Raw genomic sequence first — 17,013 nt, 5'->3', positions numbered from 1 at the left:
AGAGGAAGTTTTTCTTGCAATGTCACAAAGGTGTTTAGGTCATAAAACTAATACTTTCTGACATTATAAGACAGCCGCCCGCGACGGGCTTACATCGCAAGCGGCTGTCAGTAAGGTTGTCGCGTTACGCTCGGTATGAGTTGTCTAAGGTGCGAAGCATGTGAACTATTTCTTCCAGTACCAATCGTGAATGTTGAAGTATGGGCTGGCCATCGAAATTTTCACGCCCATCAAGTTTTTGTCCATGCCGGCAGTGACTCTCGGGTGGTGGGTGAACGCCGCCACAGCTTCTTCAGCCAAGAATGCATGCAGCTCTTGATACATCTTGATCCGCTTATTCGCATCTTCTTCCGTCAAATATTGCTCAAGGATTTTGTCGACTTTCGGATAGTTGATGCGCATCCGGTTGTTGCCGGCGGTGCCTTTCTCAATATTCGGTATGGCGGAAGAGTGGAAAATTCCGTAGTGTTCCAAAGATGCGCCGTCGTAGCCGCCCCATGCAAGCACAAACATGTCTAGCTCGCCCTTCATGTACTTATCGAGGTACAAGGACCATTCATAGCCGCGAACCGTCGCCTTGATGCCGAGCTTCTTCAAATCGGCCGCAAGAACTTGTGCGATCTTTTGACGGATCACATTGCCGTTGTTGTAAGTGACTTCAATTTCAAATTTTTTGCCGTCTTTCGCAAGAACACCGTCTGAACCCTTCTTCCAGCCCGCTTCCGCCAACAATGCCGCCGATTTCTTCAAATCGTACGGATAAGGCTTCACGCTCTTGTTTTCTTGCGGCAGCTTCGGATGCATCGGGCCCGTTCCAGGATACGCCTTGCCGAGGAAAATTTGCGATACGATCGCTTGACGGTTCAACGCGTAGTTCACCGCTTGGCGCACTTTCTTATCTTTGAAAATCGGGTTTGCATTGTTCCAGCCGACATAGTCGAAACGGCCGTAATCGTACGTAACCGTCTTGAGGTCTTTGTCTTTCGCCACCTGCGACAATGTTCTCGGGGTAATCGATTCTACGAAGTCGACGTCGCCCTTGATCAAGTTGAGCGCCTCTACGTTGGCGTCGGGAAGAATGCGGGTGACGACTTCATCCATATACGGACGGCCTGCCCACCAATTTCTGTTTGCGACGAGAACGATGCGCTCATCCGACTTCCATTCCTTCAACTTGTACGGACCTGTACCGATCGGATTGCGGCCGAATTTGGAGTTGTCCGCGTTATAATCTTTCACTCCGTTCGGGAAATGGTGCGCCGGCATAATCAGCCCGTCGTTCGCAGGACCGACAAGGAAAAAGACGTTGTTTTCTTTCAATTTGAATTTTACGGTGTAATCGTCAACGACGGAGACACTCTCGATCGACTGGTAATCCGCTTTGTACGTATTCAGCGAATCCGGATGAATGTACATATCGAAGCTGAATTTTACGTCTTTTGCGGTGAACGGCTTGCCGTCGTGCCATTTAACGCCTTTACGAAGATTGAAAGTATATGTCAGGTTTTTCTTATCGAACTTCCAGCTTGTCGCAAGGCCAGGAACCGGTTGGCCGTTGAAACCGGAATCGACAAGAGGTTCGAACATCATATCCATCAAGTCGTTGGATGCGGAATCGCTTGCGCGGTTCCATATGAAGATTACCGGGTCGGCGAACGAAGTTAATACGACTTTGCCGCCGGCTTTTTTCGGGTCATACCCCTCGCGGACGGCACCTGCGCTTGTAGCTCCGACTGCAGAGAATACCAAAGCCGTAGCAAGAGAGACAGCTGCAATTTTCTTAATCATATTTTTCACGGAATGTATACTCCTCTCTATGTGCTTTATTCAGCCTTGTCCGTCTTTTTCGGCTCGGCCTTTGCCGTTATTGCAGTAATGACTCCGTCACTGTTGATTTCAATCGTCCCGCTCAACGTGTTGTCAGTTTGAAGAGCGGCTAGGTCGGCCAGTGCAAGCGTCTTCTCGGCATCGGTCTCAAGCACGATCTTTGCGTCTTCCGCAACCGCGAACGTTTGATTGTCGAGCGCGTCTCCGGAGAAATCGAGCGTCACTTTGTTACCGCTCACCGTGAAAGCTCTGCCCTCCGCTTTCGCCATATTCACATTCAACATCGTAACTTCATCCGTGCCTTCGTTTACATACACTCCGCCGCCGAATGTAACTCCCGCGGCGCTGTAAAGGCCGAAGTTCGTGAAAGTAAACGTTTTGTCCGGACTGTTCGTAAGCGGCGTTACAACAGCATTGAGATTGACATTTTTCAAAGTGTCATTGATTTTCACTTTGCCGTCCGACAGTGTAATTGCGCCTTCCACAAGGCCCAGAATTCCGCCGTTAATATATGCGGCTTCGCCTTTCGCGTTCAACGCGACTTCTACGGCAGTGCCCGGACCGAAGGCAGTTTTCTCGGCTCCTTCGCCGTTAATAAAGAACACGGCATTCTTAGCCACTTTGTATTCTACATTCGCGGAGCCGTTGTTGATGATGATGCCTGTATCCGTCAATCCGCTGACGACGCCTTCGTCTGCGTTGAAGTAACCTTTGGCTGTAAGGAAATTATCGATAATCACTGCCGCGTCTTCGCGGGTGACCTTCGCGTCAAGATCAGTGTCGATCGAGAGCACGCCTTTGCGCTCAAGGTAGTAGAACGTGTCCACCTTCCGGTCGGACCAGGACGGTTTGAAGCCAAGTCCGTACGCAAGCGCCTTGCTAAGCTCGCCGTAAGTCACGCTCCAGTTTGCATGGAATTTACCGTTGTTCAACGAAATATATCCGTTGCCGACCGCTTTGGCGATGTTGGCGTTTGCGCCCTTCGCGGTGGCTACGTCTTTGATTTGGGGGAGTTTTGACGGAGTTTCGAGCATCAATACTTGATTCAATATGTACGCGAGTTCGCCCCGGGTGAGCGGATCTTCCGGACGGAAGCTCGCGCCCGACGAGAATACGTTTAGAGCGACCAGCTTGTTGATCGACTCTTCACCGGCAAGTCCGATCGTATCTTCCAACGATGCGGCGAATGCGGAGGCGCTGCCGACCGTTAAGAACAAGGATAGAGCGCCGACAACTGCGATTTTGCGGATGTTCAAATTTGCATCCTCCTTCAAGAATTCTGTAGTGTGTAGAGCGCCATGAGCTGAGCCGATACGAACCTCCGGAAGAAAGATAATCGACCGCCGGGCAATTCCCCCCAATCCCCGTCATCCGAGCTTTCTTCGGTAGCCGTTCGCCCGTATGGCAGCATAGGTAATAATATTTCATATTTTATTAACAAATTCCTTGTCTTGAATCTTGCGAAAAACTAACGAATTCCTTACAAAATTCTCAAAAAAACGCTTCCATTCATAGACAGCCCGAGAAAGAGAGTGGAGAAGCGCTATAATGGCAGAAAATGGTGTGAAAATCGGGGAATATGGCGGTAAATAGCTTACAAGGGTTGTTAAGTGGGTCATAGTTGGAGAGGGTTGTTCAAATCAACATCGAAGTAACAGAGAAGATTGTTTACTTTTTCTCAACGGAGTACATTAATGCTAATGTAACCGTTGACGAGTAAAAGCTTGAAGAAAACACCTCCTGCGCAATGAAGTCCACTTTTGTAAGCGAAGTTTCTTCGCTTGCAGCGCTCAAATCCGGCGTTCGCCACCCTGTTATCGAAGTATCTTCGCTTACGGCAACTAACTCAACATTATGTGAACTGCGTGCCCTACCCCTTGCGCATCGTCATCACTTTAAACAGCTCGCTCATCCCGTCGCTCAATAGAAGCTGGCGGATCGCCCTGTTATTTCGCGCTTCGGGAGAGAACGGGTCGGTGCCCGCGTGCGGCTGCAGACGGTTCAATATGCCGCGCTCCACCAAAAATTGTTTTTGCGTGCGAAGCTCCACATCGGTGAATCCCGCTTCGAGTGCCGAGAGCCTGCACAGTCCAAAGTCGACATGCGCGGTCATATCCTGCTCGCCGACCCACACGTACGGATCCCCGTGCGCGGCGTGCTTACGGTAGCAAACGAGCGTTCCCTCCATCCGGTGCGAGGCGTAGAGCTCCGAAGATACGTCGCCGTAATCGATAAGAGCCACTGCGCCGCGGACTACGGCCGAACCGAGATTGCGAATCCATTCCGTTGCTCCGAGATTCAATTCAGCCGTCTGCCCTTCCTGCAAACGGACGGACAGCCGGTCTAACATATCAACAATCCGAACGTCGGAAACCGGTCCCGTGATTTCCGCAAACGCGCCGCGTTCCTCATTCCAACTCACATAAATCTCTTTCACTTCGCCGCCTTCCTTGCGCAATCGGTGCACTGGAAAGGCATCAAGCAGCTCATTCGCGTACAATACGGTGAAGCCGCGGCTCAACGCTTCTCCGACCGCGGGATCGGCCGGCGAAACGATTGCTTCCACCTTTCCCCTGTAAGCGTCAAGCGCGTCCGACTGCAGCATGCGATGATAAGCACTCGTATCCACCGAAACGAATGTCAACCGCTCATAAGTTTGGGGATACTGTTCCGCAAGCGTATCCAGGACGGCTTTCGCCAATCGGCCGTCTCCTCCGCCCCATTCCATCACAGTGAACGCGCCGCCGCCCGATAGCGCCGCTTCCGCCGCTTCCGCAATGAACGAAGCAATTGCCCATCCCATTGCCGTTCCGACGTAAGCGCTTGTGTAAAAATCGCCGTCTTTTCCAACTTTGGCAGCTTCTTTTGTGTAATAGCCGTCTTTCTCATCATAAAGACACATATTCATATATTGCGCGAACGGAATCGCTCCGCCGCATTGTTCCATCAACGCGCGGATGCGTTCGATCAACGATTGATTGCCGGGATGAGCCAACGCCGTTCCTCCTCAAATTGCCATGTGCCTCTTGCCTTCGTTCTTAAAGACAACGGGCATGGTTGCCTGATATAATATTTCTACATTCATGATGCGGTTCTTTTGCAGGAAGGGGAAACAAGTTCGAATGACGATTACTAGATGGTTGACCGCCGCCTCCGTAATAACGGTGGCTGCCGCGGCCTTATTCACGGGCTGCACAAACGAAAACCCCGACGGGGACAAATGGAAGTCCGCCGTTGCTGCCGCATATGACAAGAACGGGGAGATCTCCAACTACGCGCTCGAAGCCAAGATGAAGGTGAAATGGAACTCCGACGGAGCGCAACAACCTCCGGTATCCCCTATTTTCGCAGGCGCGGCCGCAATGTTGGCGTCGGAAGAAGGCTTGTCCTGGAAGGGCGCAGCCTATACCGACCCGCTTCGGGTAGAAGCGGACATCGCCTTGCGCGACGATGCGGCAAAGCAAACGTACAACGTGCCGCTGCTAATCCAAGATAACAAATTGTACGTCAGCATTCCAATGTTGAACAAAGAGAACGAATATTTTCTCGTCGACAAACCGCTCGATTTGAAATCTTCCGTGCCATTCGACCCCGCGGTCGTTATGGGATGGCAGAAAGCGCTCGATACGCTGGTCCCTTCCATCATTTCCGCCGCGGATGCGAGATGGGTCCGTCAATCGGCAAGCGAAGACGAACAAGGACCGAATCGCATTGAAATCGCAGTCACCGATGAAAATGCCGACGATATTGCCGACGCTTTCGCAGCCGGCTGGTCGGCAGCGATCGGGAAGCTGCAAGAGTTGAAGCTGATCGGAAACGACACCGCCACGCAGTGGACGCAGTACAATGGAAAGAGCGCCAAGCTTCTTCCCGGCGGAACCGTCGCCGTTACGATAGACTCCGACGGATTTATAGCGGAACAATCGCTCGACGTCACGTTTACTAATGAAAGCCATGTGCAGTTAACTATTCTCAAAACCGAAGTAAACCGTCAGCCTCAGATGACAAAGCCGGTTCCCGACCAAGCGCTTCCCTTCTCCGATCTTCTGAAGTTTATAGCCGCAGACCGGGCAGCAGCAAAGCAACAATGACCTCACAAGCCTCGATTTTCGGCAATTTCCGGAATCGGGGCTTTTTTCTGTCATGGCGGGAACGTTTTATCGATAATTTTATATGAGGATGACCTACAGTTGCGGAAGAGGGGAACGGAATGAACGAATTGAGATGGGCGAAACGGCTGATCGGCGCGGTCGTGCTGTTTACGCTTGCCTTGGGGAGTGCAGCGGCGGAGAATGCGGCACCGTCGGCGGAACCTGCCGCACCGGACCGGTCCCTGCTGCAGCAAGGGCTTACCATCCATGAAATCGACAAAGAAGTTGCCCGATTGAAGCAAGAGGAGAAGGCGGTACAGTCGCGGATCGTAGAAAATGAGGCGGCATTATCGAAACAGCAGGTCGTGATGGACAAAAAGAGCGACGCCGCCGGCAAAGTGCTAAGAGCCTATTACATGGGAAACCGCGATCATCTGTGGCTGCTGTTGATTCGAATGGATTCGCTCAACGACGCACTGGCCGTCCTTGATTATTTGAATGCGGTTGTAAGGAATGATTTCCGCGTACTCCGCAGCTACCGGGCGGCATATGAAGAGAGGCTTCGGCTGTCGGCGGAATTGGAGAAGACGCATGAACGCCTTCAGACCGTTATTTCCGACCGCTTGGTGCAAAGAGAGCATCTGACCGCCCTGCAGAAGGACTTCGACCGAAAACTGGCGCAGCTGACAGAAGACGAACGGGAGAAGCAGACCGGACAAATCGAGCAATTAACGGCGGACTGGGAAATCGAAGGACTGCCGCTATTTAAAACATATCTCACGGAGTTCGGCAAGGCAATGAACGATATCGCCGATCTGTTAACCGACGAGTCCAAGCTGTCGCTGGACGGAACGAATATATTCGTTCGGCTTTCGGAAGAAGATTTCAACGGTTACCTGAGATCGAAAAGCCGGCTGTTCGAAGAGGTGACGTTTCGCTTCGAGGAAAATAAATTGATAATTTTCGGCTCGCATGATTCGAAGAAGGCAACGATCGAAGGACGGTACGTACTGGAACAAGAGCCGGAAAACCTTCTTCGGTTTCAAATCGCCGCGTTGAATTACAATGGCTTCACTCTCCCAGATACGACAAGCAAAGCGCTGCAAGAGCAATTTGAATTAACGTTCCGCCCAGGCCGGTTGTTCGCGGGATTAGAAGCGTCCGAGGTAAAGACAAAAGTGCGAACGCTCGAGGTCAAGCTAAAGTTCAATGGTTTCCCTCTTGCATTAGGGAACGACTGACGTCCGGCGCGAATCCGCAGCCGGCTCGTCAGCCGCGTGAACCGCGTCGACCGCTTCCATCAGTTTTCCCAATTCGGAGACCGGCAGTATACCGAGCGGAAACACCGCCTCTCCAGCTTCGGCCGCGGGCGTGTTTAAAGTATCCGAAGGGAACGGATAAGCGTTTACAGACACGGAAAACCCAACCGGCCCGAGTTCGTTTCCGGCGGCTTCCTCCTGAAGAATGCGATCCGAAACATACGTGATCCAATTCGCAGCTTCTTCCGGATGGAGCGATACGGGTGAAACGCCGAAACTCAGGCCGGTAAGCGGAGGAACCGTCCGGTTAACGCGGGCGGCCGGAGGCGGAACGGGCGTCAACATTAACGAGCCGTCCTTCACATTCCGCTCCCCGCTGAACTGCAGCGCTTCGCTTAAAGTCACGATCGCCCATGCCGCTTCACCCCGCAGAACCTTTTCCAGCGCTTCGCTTGCCTCTTGCGCTCCATCATTCCAAGCCGCGGTCAACCGCTTCGCCTCGTCTGAGCTCTGCTGACCGGCCTCATCGGTTGCACCTACTTCGGAAGGGCGTTGATCGGGCACGACCAACCCGTCGGAAATAACTGTCCAGCTTTCATAATCCGACCGGTTAAGCGCGGGCTCTCCGTAGCGGTCAAGCCACTCAGTTACGGTTGAAGGCGCCGGTTTGCCTGCAGGACCTCCTCCCGTTGCCGCCGGCGGCTTATATACAATGACGTAGGGATTCCAATTCGCCGGAAGCGCCCATATGTAACCGTTCCAACTGACCGTTTCGAGAACCGAGTCGAACCAGCGATTCTGCTGCTCTACGGCGACGACATCGTCGAGCGCGCGCAAGCGGCCTTCGGATGCAAAGGAACGAACCCAAGCGGCCTTCATAAGCATGACGTCCGGCGCCGTCCCGAGAGAAGTATCCTTCAAATAGTGTGCATACAGCTTTTGTTCAGGAATGTTCTCCATCTGCACATGTACATGAGGATTCCTCTCCTCGAACCCGTCCGTTATACGTTCGAACAGCCTGAACTCGGCCGGCGAAACGCTGAGAGTGATATTCAATTCCACCGGAGATGCCAGCGGGGGCTCCTGCAGCACCTCGTCTTCCTTCTCTGCCGCACCCCACGGCATGTTGACCGGAACGGGCGCGGGCGATCCCAAGCCGAGCAGCAGAACGACAGTCATGACGACAGTGAGCGCGCCGAACAAATATGTCTTCTTCATAATATTTTAATCATAGCAGAAAGAAGAAACTTGTAGGATTTCAGTTTTGTTACAATATCTGCGATAATAAAGCGGATGAACGTGCAGGAGATGATGTGCATGATAATGAAATACGGAGTGATGATGCATTTGCCGGAGGGGAAGCTGCCCGGCTTCTACGCTCAAGTCGTGAAGAACGTCGCCGCCGCGGCCGCTATATTCGATCGGGATAAGGAGCTTCTGGTCGCCGATTCGGAGGAAGACCGGATGGCCGTCGCTGCCGTTCTGGCGAAGATGAGAATCGACTGGGAACCGATGGCGCTCATTTTGCTGCCGGACTCCGTACATACGGACGGCGGCCTGTTTGAGGATTACGGCTTCATAAGCAAATTCGGCAATAAATATGTATACGCCGACCGGGTTTCGATTTTTCGGTTTTCGGCGGAACAGCCGGCGGATGCGGAGCCCGCACCCGCCAAACTGCAATTCGACGAGCATTTGATCGTTTCCTTCAAGGTCAACGGCTGCGAGCTGCACTGCATAGACACGCACTTCCGTGAAACGGTGGAAGGAATTGCGCGGCGCTACCGCTGCAAGCTTGACTTTCCGCCGTTACAATAGGTCCGCGGCCAGCTGCGCCAGGTGGGATCTCTCCCCCTTCTCGAGCGTAATATGACCGGAGAGGTTTTCACTCTTAAACCGTTCCACCACATGTGTGAGTCCGTTGCTGGACGCGTCCAGATACGGATGGTCAATCTGCTCCGGGTCTCCCATTAGAACGATTTTGCTCCCCTCGCCCACGCGGGATACGATCGTCTTCACTTCGTGTCTTGTCAGGTTTTGGGCTTCGTCGATAATAATATATTGGCCGGGAATGGAACGCCCGCGTATATACGTGAGCGCCTCCACTTGAATGCTGGACAAACCCGCCAATATTTTATCGATGTCTCCGTTCTTTTTCGTGTCGAACAGAAACTCCAAATTGTCGTAAACCGGCTGCATCCAAGGACGCAGCTTTTCTTCTTTTTCCCCGGGCAAATATCCGATATCTTTGCCCATCGGAACGACCGGCCGGGCGATGAGAAGCTTCTTGTATTTTCGCTCATCCTCCACTTTAAGAAGTCCCGACGCAAGCGCGAGCAGCGTTTTTCCCGTGCCGGCTTTGCCCGTCAACGTCACGAGCGGAACGTCGTCGTTCAACAGCAGTTCAAGCGCCATCCGCTGCTGCGCGTTTCGGGCGGAAATTCCCCACACCGCATCGTTGCTTAAAAATAGCGGCTCCAATTTATTGCCGTCGGCGCTAACCTTCAGCAGAGCGGATTTGGACGTTCCCATTTCGTCTCTCAGGATGACGAACTCGTTGGGAAACAGCTGAAAGCTCAGCCCTAAAGATTGCACGGACAATTGACGGAACGAATAAAATTCATCGATGACCGACGGATGAGCATGAACGGTGACATAGCCCGTGTACATATCCGAAAGGCTCACGGTCCGGTCTTTCAAGTAATCCTCCGCCGTCAACCCGAGCACGTCCGCTTTGATCCGCACAAGCGTATCTTTGCTGACGATGACGACCGGTTTCGGCGCTTCCTTCCCCTGCTCTTCGGATAAATAATTCAACGCCACCGCCAAGATCCGGTTGTCCGCAGTAATCTCGCCGAACATCTCCTGCATCTTCGCGAAGCTGCGATGATTCAATTCCACCTTCAACATGCCTCCGCCTTCGAGCGGAATTCCATCATGGAGCCGTCCTTTGCTTCTCAATCCGTCCAACAGCCGCGACACGTATCTTGCGTTGCGGCCCAATTCGTCTGCATTCCTCTTCTTCGAATCGATCTCTTCCAGCACGATTGCGGGGATGACGACGTCGTTGTCTTCAAATGCAAACATCGAATTCGGATCGTGTAACAGGACGTTCGTATCGATCACGTAGATTTTCTTCATCGCTATTCCCTCCATGATGACCTAACTTGAGAAAATACATACTGAAGACGAAACGGGACAAACTAACGCAAAACGGCAATGGAAAGGACGGAAATGATGATGACTCGAAAAGGTACCGCCGCCGCCGCGGTTGTCCTCGCTCTTACCTTAAGCGCATGTTCGCCTGGAGATCCGGATGCCGCATCGCAAGCGAACCGTGCGGATGAAAACCGGCAAATTCGCGCTCAACAGACGGCACCGGCTCCCGAGCGCAACGCTGACGCCAACGATGTGGCGCTGCGGCTGGAGCAACTGGCCAAGAGCGTGCCGGAGGTGCAGAACGCCAATTGCGTCGTGCTCGGCCAAACCGCGATTGTCGGAATCGACGTCGGCGGACGCATGGACCGGTCCCGCGTCGGCACGATCAAATATGCCGTTGCAGAAGCTCTCCGCAAAGACCCGTATGGCGTCAACGCCGTCGTCACAGCCGATATGGACATAAATCACCGCCTCCAAGAAATTGGGGAAGATATCCGGGCAGGACGCCCTCTGGATGGGTTCGCCGAAGAACTGGCCGATATCGTCGGCAGGATCATCCCTCAGCTGCCGCGCGACACCGTGGAACGAGAGGATGTCCCGTCAAGTCCCCGGGCAACGACGGAAGAGAGGGGCGCCAACAAGGCCGACCGTTCCACAAGAGATACGCTGGAAAACAGCGACACCCAAGGTCCGGGACAAGCCAACCGCCAAACTCCCGCTGATCAGCCCCCGGCAAGCGCGACCGACGGCGCGGCCGGGATGGGGAACGAGTAAGTCCGAAAGCTCGTTTAAAGACACAAAAAGCCTAGTCGAATGATGACTAGGCTTTCTTCATGGCGGAGAACACTTGGTTGTCCAGCTTCTCCGCCGCTCTCTTATCGTACGTCTTCTCATATTCCGGTTCGACAGAAATTCGCGCGCCGTAAAACATGGCGTCTCGTACCGTATCGACATCGATGTCGATGCAGACAAGCTTGAAAGGAACGCCTTCGAGCTCTTCTTTGACAATCTTCGCCGTGCCGTACACCGCTTGCACCGTGCCTTCCGCGAAAATACAGACGTTCACGCTGCCGTTCGCACGAATATTGCTTACGATTCTGGAACGGGCGTCAAGCGCGAAACGAACAAGCTTCCCGTTGACGGCGTAAATCCATGAAATCGCGCTCGTCGAGGGACCGCCGCGCTCCGCATCGACGGTGCTTAGCAATACCAGTCTTTCCTTCTGAAATTGCGACATCAGTTCCGGCGACAGTTCAGTGATGGTTTCCGGCATTCGATCAGTTCCTCCCAGCAACAAACGTGTGTAACCGTGCAACTACAGTATATCACAGGGAAATGCTGCCTGTCAGGTCTATTGGACGGCAGCCTCTTCGGCTTCGGCGCCTCCCGATTCCGGAACCGCGGAATCCAGCTGCGCCTGCAAGTCGCTTTTGGCGTTCTCCACATCCTCGTCCGACACGCGGACGTAGTGGCCGTCCCAATCGCCTTCCAGATGGATATACTTTATTTTATCGGTGTCGATGCTTATATATGTTTGAATGAGCGCATCGATTTGCTGCGACGGTATGTCGGTTTTCACGTGGTTCCCCACGGCGTCGAACACGCTGCCGAGATTCGCGATGCCTCCCGGAGTCTTCATCTTCTCAAGCAGCTTCGATATGACCTGCTGCTGCCGCGCATTGCGTTCGAAATCGCTCGACTCGTCCGTTTTTGGGCTGCAGTTTTGCGATTTGCGGTATCTGATGAAATCGAGCGTGTTTTTGCCGTCAAGATGCTGTACGCCCTCTTTCAAATTAATATGGGTGCCGTCGGCGTTATCTTTATGGCACATGTTTTGGTCCACGTCGATCGTTAAGCCGCCGTACCCGTCCACAACGTCCGTAAACGTCTTGAAATCGACCACCGAGACGTAGTCGATGGGGATGTCCAAATAATCGCCGTACATCTCTTTGATCTTTTCCATTGCCCAATTTTGGCGCTCATCTTTATCCTCGGGGGCGGATGAAAGCCTACCGTATAAGTAAGTGGAATAAAAGCTGTTTGCTTTGTTCGGCTTCAACCCTTCCGGATCGATGCGCGTATCCCGAGGAATCGAGACGAGCGTAGCGCTTTTCGTTACCGGGTTCAACGTTGCGACCATAATGACGTCGGTATTGGCGCTGCGCAGCTCCTCCCGGTAGTCGACCCCGAGCAGCAGGACAGCGAGCGGTTTCGCGTCGGCCTTCTCCTCCGGTTTCACCACTGCCTCGGTACCGATTTCTCCGAGCGTTTCCCGGTATTTCATATATAAGTAGCCTGCATATGCCAAAAGCGCGATCAACGCTATAATCATGACGATGATGACGCCTTTAAACCAGCTCAACCCTCGCGGCTGTTTGTTCGATTTTTCATTATTCGGCGCCGCGCGATCCACGCGCGGTGGCAACGAAGTTTCGCCCATGAGCAATCACACCTGATTTCAGTCGTTATATTTCGGGTTGCTGTTAATGTCCGCCAGCAGCTGCTCAGCCGCTTCCCGATCGTACATTTGCACTTTCTTTTTGCCTTCTTTTACGTAGTGAACATAATACATCGTTTCGTCCGCGTTTCCTATCGTAAACTGTTCCAACCCATGATCTTCCTTCAAAATGTCCGCAAAAAAACGTTCGGTTTCCACCGCCGCTCCGTCCCCGGGCCGCGCGTCGGCAACGAGGCGGATTTGCAGCCAATTGTAGAGCGCGTCTTGAAAGTTCATCTAAGCGCGTCACTCCTCTTTTAACAGCATGACCCGGTACCCTTGCGACCACCAAAGAGCTGCCGCTTCCAGCCAGCAATCGAACGGTGGCCGCTGCAGCTCAATCTTGAGAGCGGGTTCCGCCGCACGTACCAGCGCGGCTGCTTCCGCGGGATCCGGAAGCCGGTCAAGAAACGCTTCCGCGCAATGCGATAATTGGCGGGAGCCTCCGTCAAACACGATCGGACCTTCCGATTCCAAGTCAAGCGAATCTTCATCCCCTTGCGCGCCGCACACGTCTTCTTCGTCGCTTAGAAGCAAAGCGGATTTGAACGACAGCAGCAAGCGGGGATGGATCGCATGCATTGCGCGCCGGAACGTCTCGGCATCCTCGCCGTTAAGCTTAATTCGCTCGGCCCCCAACGTTGCGGGAGATAACGCCGTAACCGGCGTCAGCCAATAGACTGTCAAAGCGGTCACCCTTTCGAGCCGCTGCCGCTGCCGCTATTGTGCTCCTTCTTCTTCGCGCGGGCTTCGACAAAGTACCGGACGCGGACGAGGAACATTAAAAATACGGCAACCGCCAAACTCGCGATGATCGGCAGCCCGTTCAATTGAAAGAACCATAGAATGAACGAACCGACCGCGATGAGCAAATAAATGACGATGTCTTTCAACAAAGGCAGCTTGCGCACACGAAACACTTTGTTATAGACGTACGATACCAATAACACGATAAGCGCGTACGTCACCCAGATGTGCTCGATAAAGAAGTCGTTCATGTGTTAACCAACTTCCGCATTTTTTCCGCCCGTTCGCGCTCGCCTTTCTGTAAAATCTTCTTGCGGAGGCGAATCGATTTCGGCGTAATTTCGCAATACTCGTCGTCGTTCAAATATTCCAGCGCCTGCTCCAGCGACATGATTCGAGGCGTCTTTAATTTGACGGTATCCTCCTTGGTTGCGGAGCGGACGTTGGTGAGCGCCTTCTCTTTGCAGATGTTGACGATAATGTCGTTGTCGCGGTTGTGCTCGCCGACGATCATGCCTTCGTACACTTCGGTACCCGGAGTGAGGAACAGAACCCCCCTGTCTTCAACGGACATCATGCCGTAGAATGTCGATGTTCCGGTTTCGCTGGATACGAGAACTCCTTGTCGTCGCCCGCCAACGCCGCTGCCCGCATAAGGACCGTACGAGTCGAAGGCGTGATTCATGACACCGTAACCGCGGGTCAGTGTAAGGAAATCGGTACGGTAGCCGATCAGACCTCGGGACGGAATCAAAAATTCCAAACGAACGGTCCCGGTGCCGTTGTTGATCATATTGACCATGTCGGCTTTGCGCGTTCCCAAGCTTTCCATCACAGCGCCCATGCTGTCTTCCGGCACATCGATTAATAGACGTTCGATCGGCTCCATTTGTTGCCCGTCGATTTCTTTCACGATAACTTCCGGCTTGGAAACTTGAAGCTCGTACCCTTCTCGGCGCATGTTCTCGATGAGAATGCCGAGGTGGAGCTCTCCGCGTCCGCTAACAATGAACGCGTCCGGGCTTTCGGTGTCTTCCACGCGAAGCGCAACGTCGGTTTCAAGCTCCTTGTACAACCGTTCGCGAAGCTTGCGCGATGTGACCCACTTGCCTTCTTTGCCCGCGAACGGCGAATTGTTGACGACGAACGTCATCTGCAGCGTCGGTTCGTCGATCACCAAGAAGGGCAGTGCTTCCGGCTTATTCGGATCGGCGACGGTTTCGCCGATGTTCACTTCTTTAATGCCTGCGATGGCCACAATGTCTCCGGCGGCCGCTTCTTCGATTTCTATCCGCTTCAATCCTTGGAAGCCGAACAGCTTCTCAACGCGGGCTTGGCGTGCTTTTCCTTCGCTGTCCAACACTGCGACGGACTGTCCGGCGCGGATTTGTCCGCGATTCACGCGTCCCACTGCAATGCGCCCTAAATATTCGTTGTAATCGAGCAGCGTGACTTGAAATTGGAGCGGCTCATCCACACTTTCTTTCGGATGCGGAATTGCTTTAACAATCGTCTCGAATAACGGCTGCATCGTGTCATCAAGCGCGTCAGGCTCCAAACCGGAAGTTCCGTTCAACGCGGATGCGTATACGACTGGGAACTCAAGCTGCTCATCGTCTGCGCCGAGTTCGATAAACAAATCCAGCACCTCATCGACGACTTCGGCGGGACGGGCGTTCGGCCTGTCGATCTTATTAACGACCACGACCGGCGTCAAGTGCTGTTCGAGCGCTTTGCGAAGCACGAATTTCGTCTGCGGCATGCAGCCTTCGAAAGCGTCGACGACCAGAAGCACGCCGTCCACCATCTTCATGATGCGCTCCACTTCCCCGCCGAAATCGGCGTGTCCGGGAGTATCGACGATGTTGATCAGATGATCTTTATACGTCACACCTGTATTTTTTGCTAAAATGGTAATGCCGCGTTCGCGTTCCAAATCGTTCGAGTCCATTGCGCGTTCTTGGATGGCCTCGTTCTCGCGGAACGTTCCCGCTTGCTGCAGCAGCTTGTCGACGAGCGTCGTCTTCCCATGGTCAACGTGGGCGATAATGGCGATATTTCGAATATTCTCTCTAGAAAACATTAAGCATTCTCCACTCCGTATATTTTCATAAATAAAGCGTCGGAGAACAACTTCCGACGCTTGCGATATATTTCATTATAAAGCACGAGACGGTCAAAAAGCAACAACTCACCGAATTCGGGGTCTTCTCGCGGCTAAAACCACTCCCCCGACAATCAGCAACAGTGCGAGGACATACACATTCACTTGCGCAACGAGCATAATTACCAGCAATAAAAGCGCTCCCCCGCCGATCCCGAAGGATACCGCGCGCAGTGCCGGAATGCGTTCTGCGGAAGAGAATTCATACAGCCCGACGGCCACCCCGAAAGGTATTACAGGCCATAACACCTTCATCCAGCCCCATCCGAACCAGGAGCAAAACAAAAACAGCAAAGAAAGCACAACGAGGATGCCGCCGGGGATCAGCACGCCCGACGGCAGCACCCGATTCCAATGCAACAAGTGAAACGCGGCGCCGGCGGCCAGCGGAATGAGCGGCCAGAACAAAGCGCCCACCGTCTGGAAGAAGCCGAGTTTGCCCAGCAAAATGATTACGCCGGCAATAATGATTCCAATAGCGAGCGGCATCGTTCGATTTGACATGTACCCGTCCCCCGTTCTGCACAATTCCGCTTGATTCGACAAGTTTTTCTTTTCCAGTTTAGCGGAAACGGGAGGAAAACGCCATACTATTTATATCGCGCGGAAACGGAAGCCTTTCTTCCACAGTCCGGCCGCAATGACGATAACGGCGCCCAAGATCGGAATGAGCTGATGAACGAAAGCGGGAGCCCCGGCCATCCATTGCGCCACCTGCCTGTCACCGACAAACATCTCCCCGGCCGTAAACCCGAGTATGGCTGCCCCGATATAAACAAGAACGGGGTAATTGTGCAGCAGCTTCATAATATATGTACTGCCCCACACGATGAGCGGTATTGATATGAGTATTCCGATGATGAGCAGCACCCAGTCGCCTTTCGCAATCGCCGCAATCGCCAGCACATTGTCAAGGCTCATGATGAAATCGGCTACAATGACCGTCCACACGGCGGCTGCCAAAGTTGCCGCTCCTTTCACGTCTCCGTGGCTTTCTTCGTCGACCAGCAATTTAATGGCAATATATAATAGAAGCAAGCTGCCGGCCAGCTGAATATATGGAATTTCCAAAAGAAACACGGCAACTACAGTAAGCGCGATGCGCAGGAAGACCGCGCCGAAAGCGCCCCACCAAACAGCCTGCAGCCTCTGATGCTCCGGCAAATTTTTGCTCGCCATAGCTATGACGACGGCGTTATCGCCGCTCAACACTATATTGATCAATATGATTTCCAAAATCAGTACTGCGTTCTCCAATCCATAGCCCCC

The 17,013-nt window shown here is 53.2% G+C and carries 17 protein-coding genes; 4 read left to right on the top strand and 13 right to left on the bottom strand.

What is annotated here, in order from left to right; all coding sequences use genetic code 11:
* Window positions 1–165: 165 nt before the first annotated feature.
* From JET16_RS19120 to JET16_RS19110, 3 genes are all read right to left on the bottom strand, one after another.
* Window positions 166–1,788 (bottom strand): ABC transporter substrate-binding protein, encoded by a 1,623-nt coding sequence (locus JET16_RS19120; protein WP_233531913.1) that lies wholly within the window; start codon window positions 1,786–1,788, stop codon window positions 166–168.
* A gap of 35 nt (window positions 1,789–1,823) precedes the next feature.
* Window positions 1,824–3,083, bottom strand: coding sequence for an S-layer homology domain-containing protein (locus JET16_RS19115; RefSeq protein WP_199618889.1), 1,260 nt, complete (start codon window positions 3,081–3,083; stop codon window positions 1,824–1,826).
* A gap of 614 nt (window positions 3,084–3,697) precedes the next feature.
* Window positions 3,698–4,822: a class I SAM-dependent methyltransferase gene (locus JET16_RS19110; protein WP_199618879.1), complete on the bottom strand. Its 1,125-nt coding sequence runs from the start codon at window positions 4,820–4,822 to the stop codon at window positions 3,698–3,700.
* A gap of 127 nt (window positions 4,823–4,949) precedes the next feature.
* Here JET16_RS19110 and JET16_RS19105 point away from each other — a divergent pair, with 127 nt between their 5' ends.
* Both JET16_RS19105 and JET16_RS19100 read left to right on the top strand, forming a co-directional pair.
* Entirely contained in the window at window positions 4,950–5,918 is a 969-nt protein-coding gene (locus JET16_RS19105; RefSeq protein WP_199618867.1) for a hypothetical protein, read from the top strand.
* Between the two features lie 119 nt (window positions 5,919–6,037).
* The gene (locus tag JET16_RS19100; protein WP_199618863.1) at window positions 6,038–7,159 is read left to right on the top strand and encodes a hypothetical protein; all 1,122 of its coding nucleotides are present in this window, start codon (window positions 6,038–6,040) and stop codon (window positions 7,157–7,159) included.
* Here JET16_RS19100 and JET16_RS19095 read toward each other — a convergent pair.
* Window positions 7,145–8,395: an ABC transporter substrate-binding protein gene (locus tag JET16_RS19095; protein ID WP_199618860.1), complete on the bottom strand. Its 1,251-nt coding sequence runs from the start codon at window positions 8,393–8,395 to the stop codon at window positions 7,145–7,147. The genes JET16_RS19100 and JET16_RS19095 overlap by 15 nt on opposite strands.
* Window positions 8,396–8,494: 99 nt before the next feature.
* Here JET16_RS19095 and JET16_RS19090 point away from each other — a divergent pair, with 99 nt between their 5' ends.
* Window positions 8,495–8,995, top strand: a complete 501-nt coding sequence (locus JET16_RS19090) for a hypothetical protein (protein WP_199618851.1) — start codon at window positions 8,495–8,497, stop codon at window positions 8,993–8,995.
* Here the strand turns inward: JET16_RS19090 and JET16_RS19085 are convergent.
* Window positions 8,987–10,318 carry a PhoH family protein gene (locus JET16_RS19085; RefSeq protein ID WP_199618849.1) on the bottom strand — a complete coding sequence of 444 codons (1,332 nt, stop codon included), beginning with the start codon at window positions 10,316–10,318 and terminating at the stop codon, window positions 8,987–8,989. The two genes, JET16_RS19090 and JET16_RS19085, sit on opposite strands and share 9 nt — an antisense overlap.
* A gap of 93 nt (window positions 10,319–10,411) precedes the next feature.
* Here JET16_RS19085 and JET16_RS19080 point away from each other — a divergent pair, with 93 nt between their 5' ends.
* Complete coding sequence (locus JET16_RS19080) at window positions 10,412–11,110, top strand: YhcN/YlaJ family sporulation lipoprotein (protein ID WP_233531904.1); 699 nt, start codon at window positions 10,412–10,414, stop codon at window positions 11,108–11,110.
* 46 nt (window positions 11,111–11,156) lie between these two features.
* On the opposite strand, the gene JET16_RS19075 is transcribed toward JET16_RS19080, so the two are convergent.
* From JET16_RS19075 to JET16_RS19040, 8 genes are all read right to left on the bottom strand, one after another.
* Window positions 11,157–11,609: a pyridoxamine 5'-phosphate oxidase family protein gene (locus tag JET16_RS19075; protein ID WP_199618847.1), complete on the bottom strand. Its 453-nt coding sequence runs from the start codon at window positions 11,607–11,609 to the stop codon at window positions 11,157–11,159.
* 78 nt (window positions 11,610–11,687) lie between these two features.
* Window positions 11,688–12,776, bottom strand: a complete 1,089-nt coding sequence (locus JET16_RS19070; RefSeq protein ID WP_199618835.1) for an LCP family protein — start codon at window positions 12,774–12,776, stop codon at window positions 11,688–11,690.
* A gap of 18 nt (window positions 12,777–12,794) precedes the next feature.
* The gene (locus JET16_RS19065) at window positions 12,795–13,070 is read right to left on the bottom strand and encodes a hypothetical protein (protein WP_199618833.1); all 276 of its coding nucleotides are present in this window, start codon (window positions 13,068–13,070) and stop codon (window positions 12,795–12,797) included.
* Between the two features lie 9 nt (window positions 13,071–13,079).
* Window positions 13,080–13,520 carry a hypothetical protein gene (locus JET16_RS19060; protein ID WP_199618831.1) on the bottom strand — a complete coding sequence of 147 codons (441 nt, stop codon included), beginning with the start codon at window positions 13,518–13,520 and terminating at the stop codon, window positions 13,080–13,082.
* A 5-nt stretch (window positions 13,521–13,525) separates the two neighbouring features.
* Complete coding sequence (locus JET16_RS19055) at window positions 13,526–13,831, bottom strand: YlaH-like family protein (protein ID WP_199618829.1); 306 nt, start codon at window positions 13,829–13,831, stop codon at window positions 13,526–13,528.
* A complete protein-coding gene (typA, locus tag JET16_RS19050) occupies window positions 13,828–15,663 on the bottom strand; it encodes a translational GTPase TypA (protein ID WP_199618827.1) in 1,836 nt (611 codons plus the stop codon). The genes JET16_RS19055 and typA overlap by 4 nt, the downstream gene beginning before the upstream one ends.
* Window positions 15,664–15,771: 108 nt before the next feature.
* The gene (locus JET16_RS19045) at window positions 15,772–16,248 is read right to left on the bottom strand and encodes a hypothetical protein (protein WP_199618816.1); all 477 of its coding nucleotides are present in this window, start codon (window positions 16,246–16,248) and stop codon (window positions 15,772–15,774) included.
* Window positions 16,249–16,338: 90 nt separating this feature from the next.
* Window positions 16,339–17,001, bottom strand: coding sequence for a TerC family protein (locus JET16_RS19040; RefSeq protein WP_233531901.1), 663 nt, complete (start codon window positions 16,999–17,001; stop codon window positions 16,339–16,341).
* Between the last annotated feature and the right edge of the window lie 12 nt (window positions 17,002–17,013).

This window comes from Paenibacillus alkalitolerans, from assembly GCF_016482785.1.
GTDB classification, from domain to species: Bacteria; Bacillota; Bacilli; order Paenibacillales; family YIM-B00363; genus Paenibacillus_AE; species Paenibacillus_AE alkalitolerans.
This window is presented reverse-complemented; position numbering and strand designations above follow the sequence as displayed.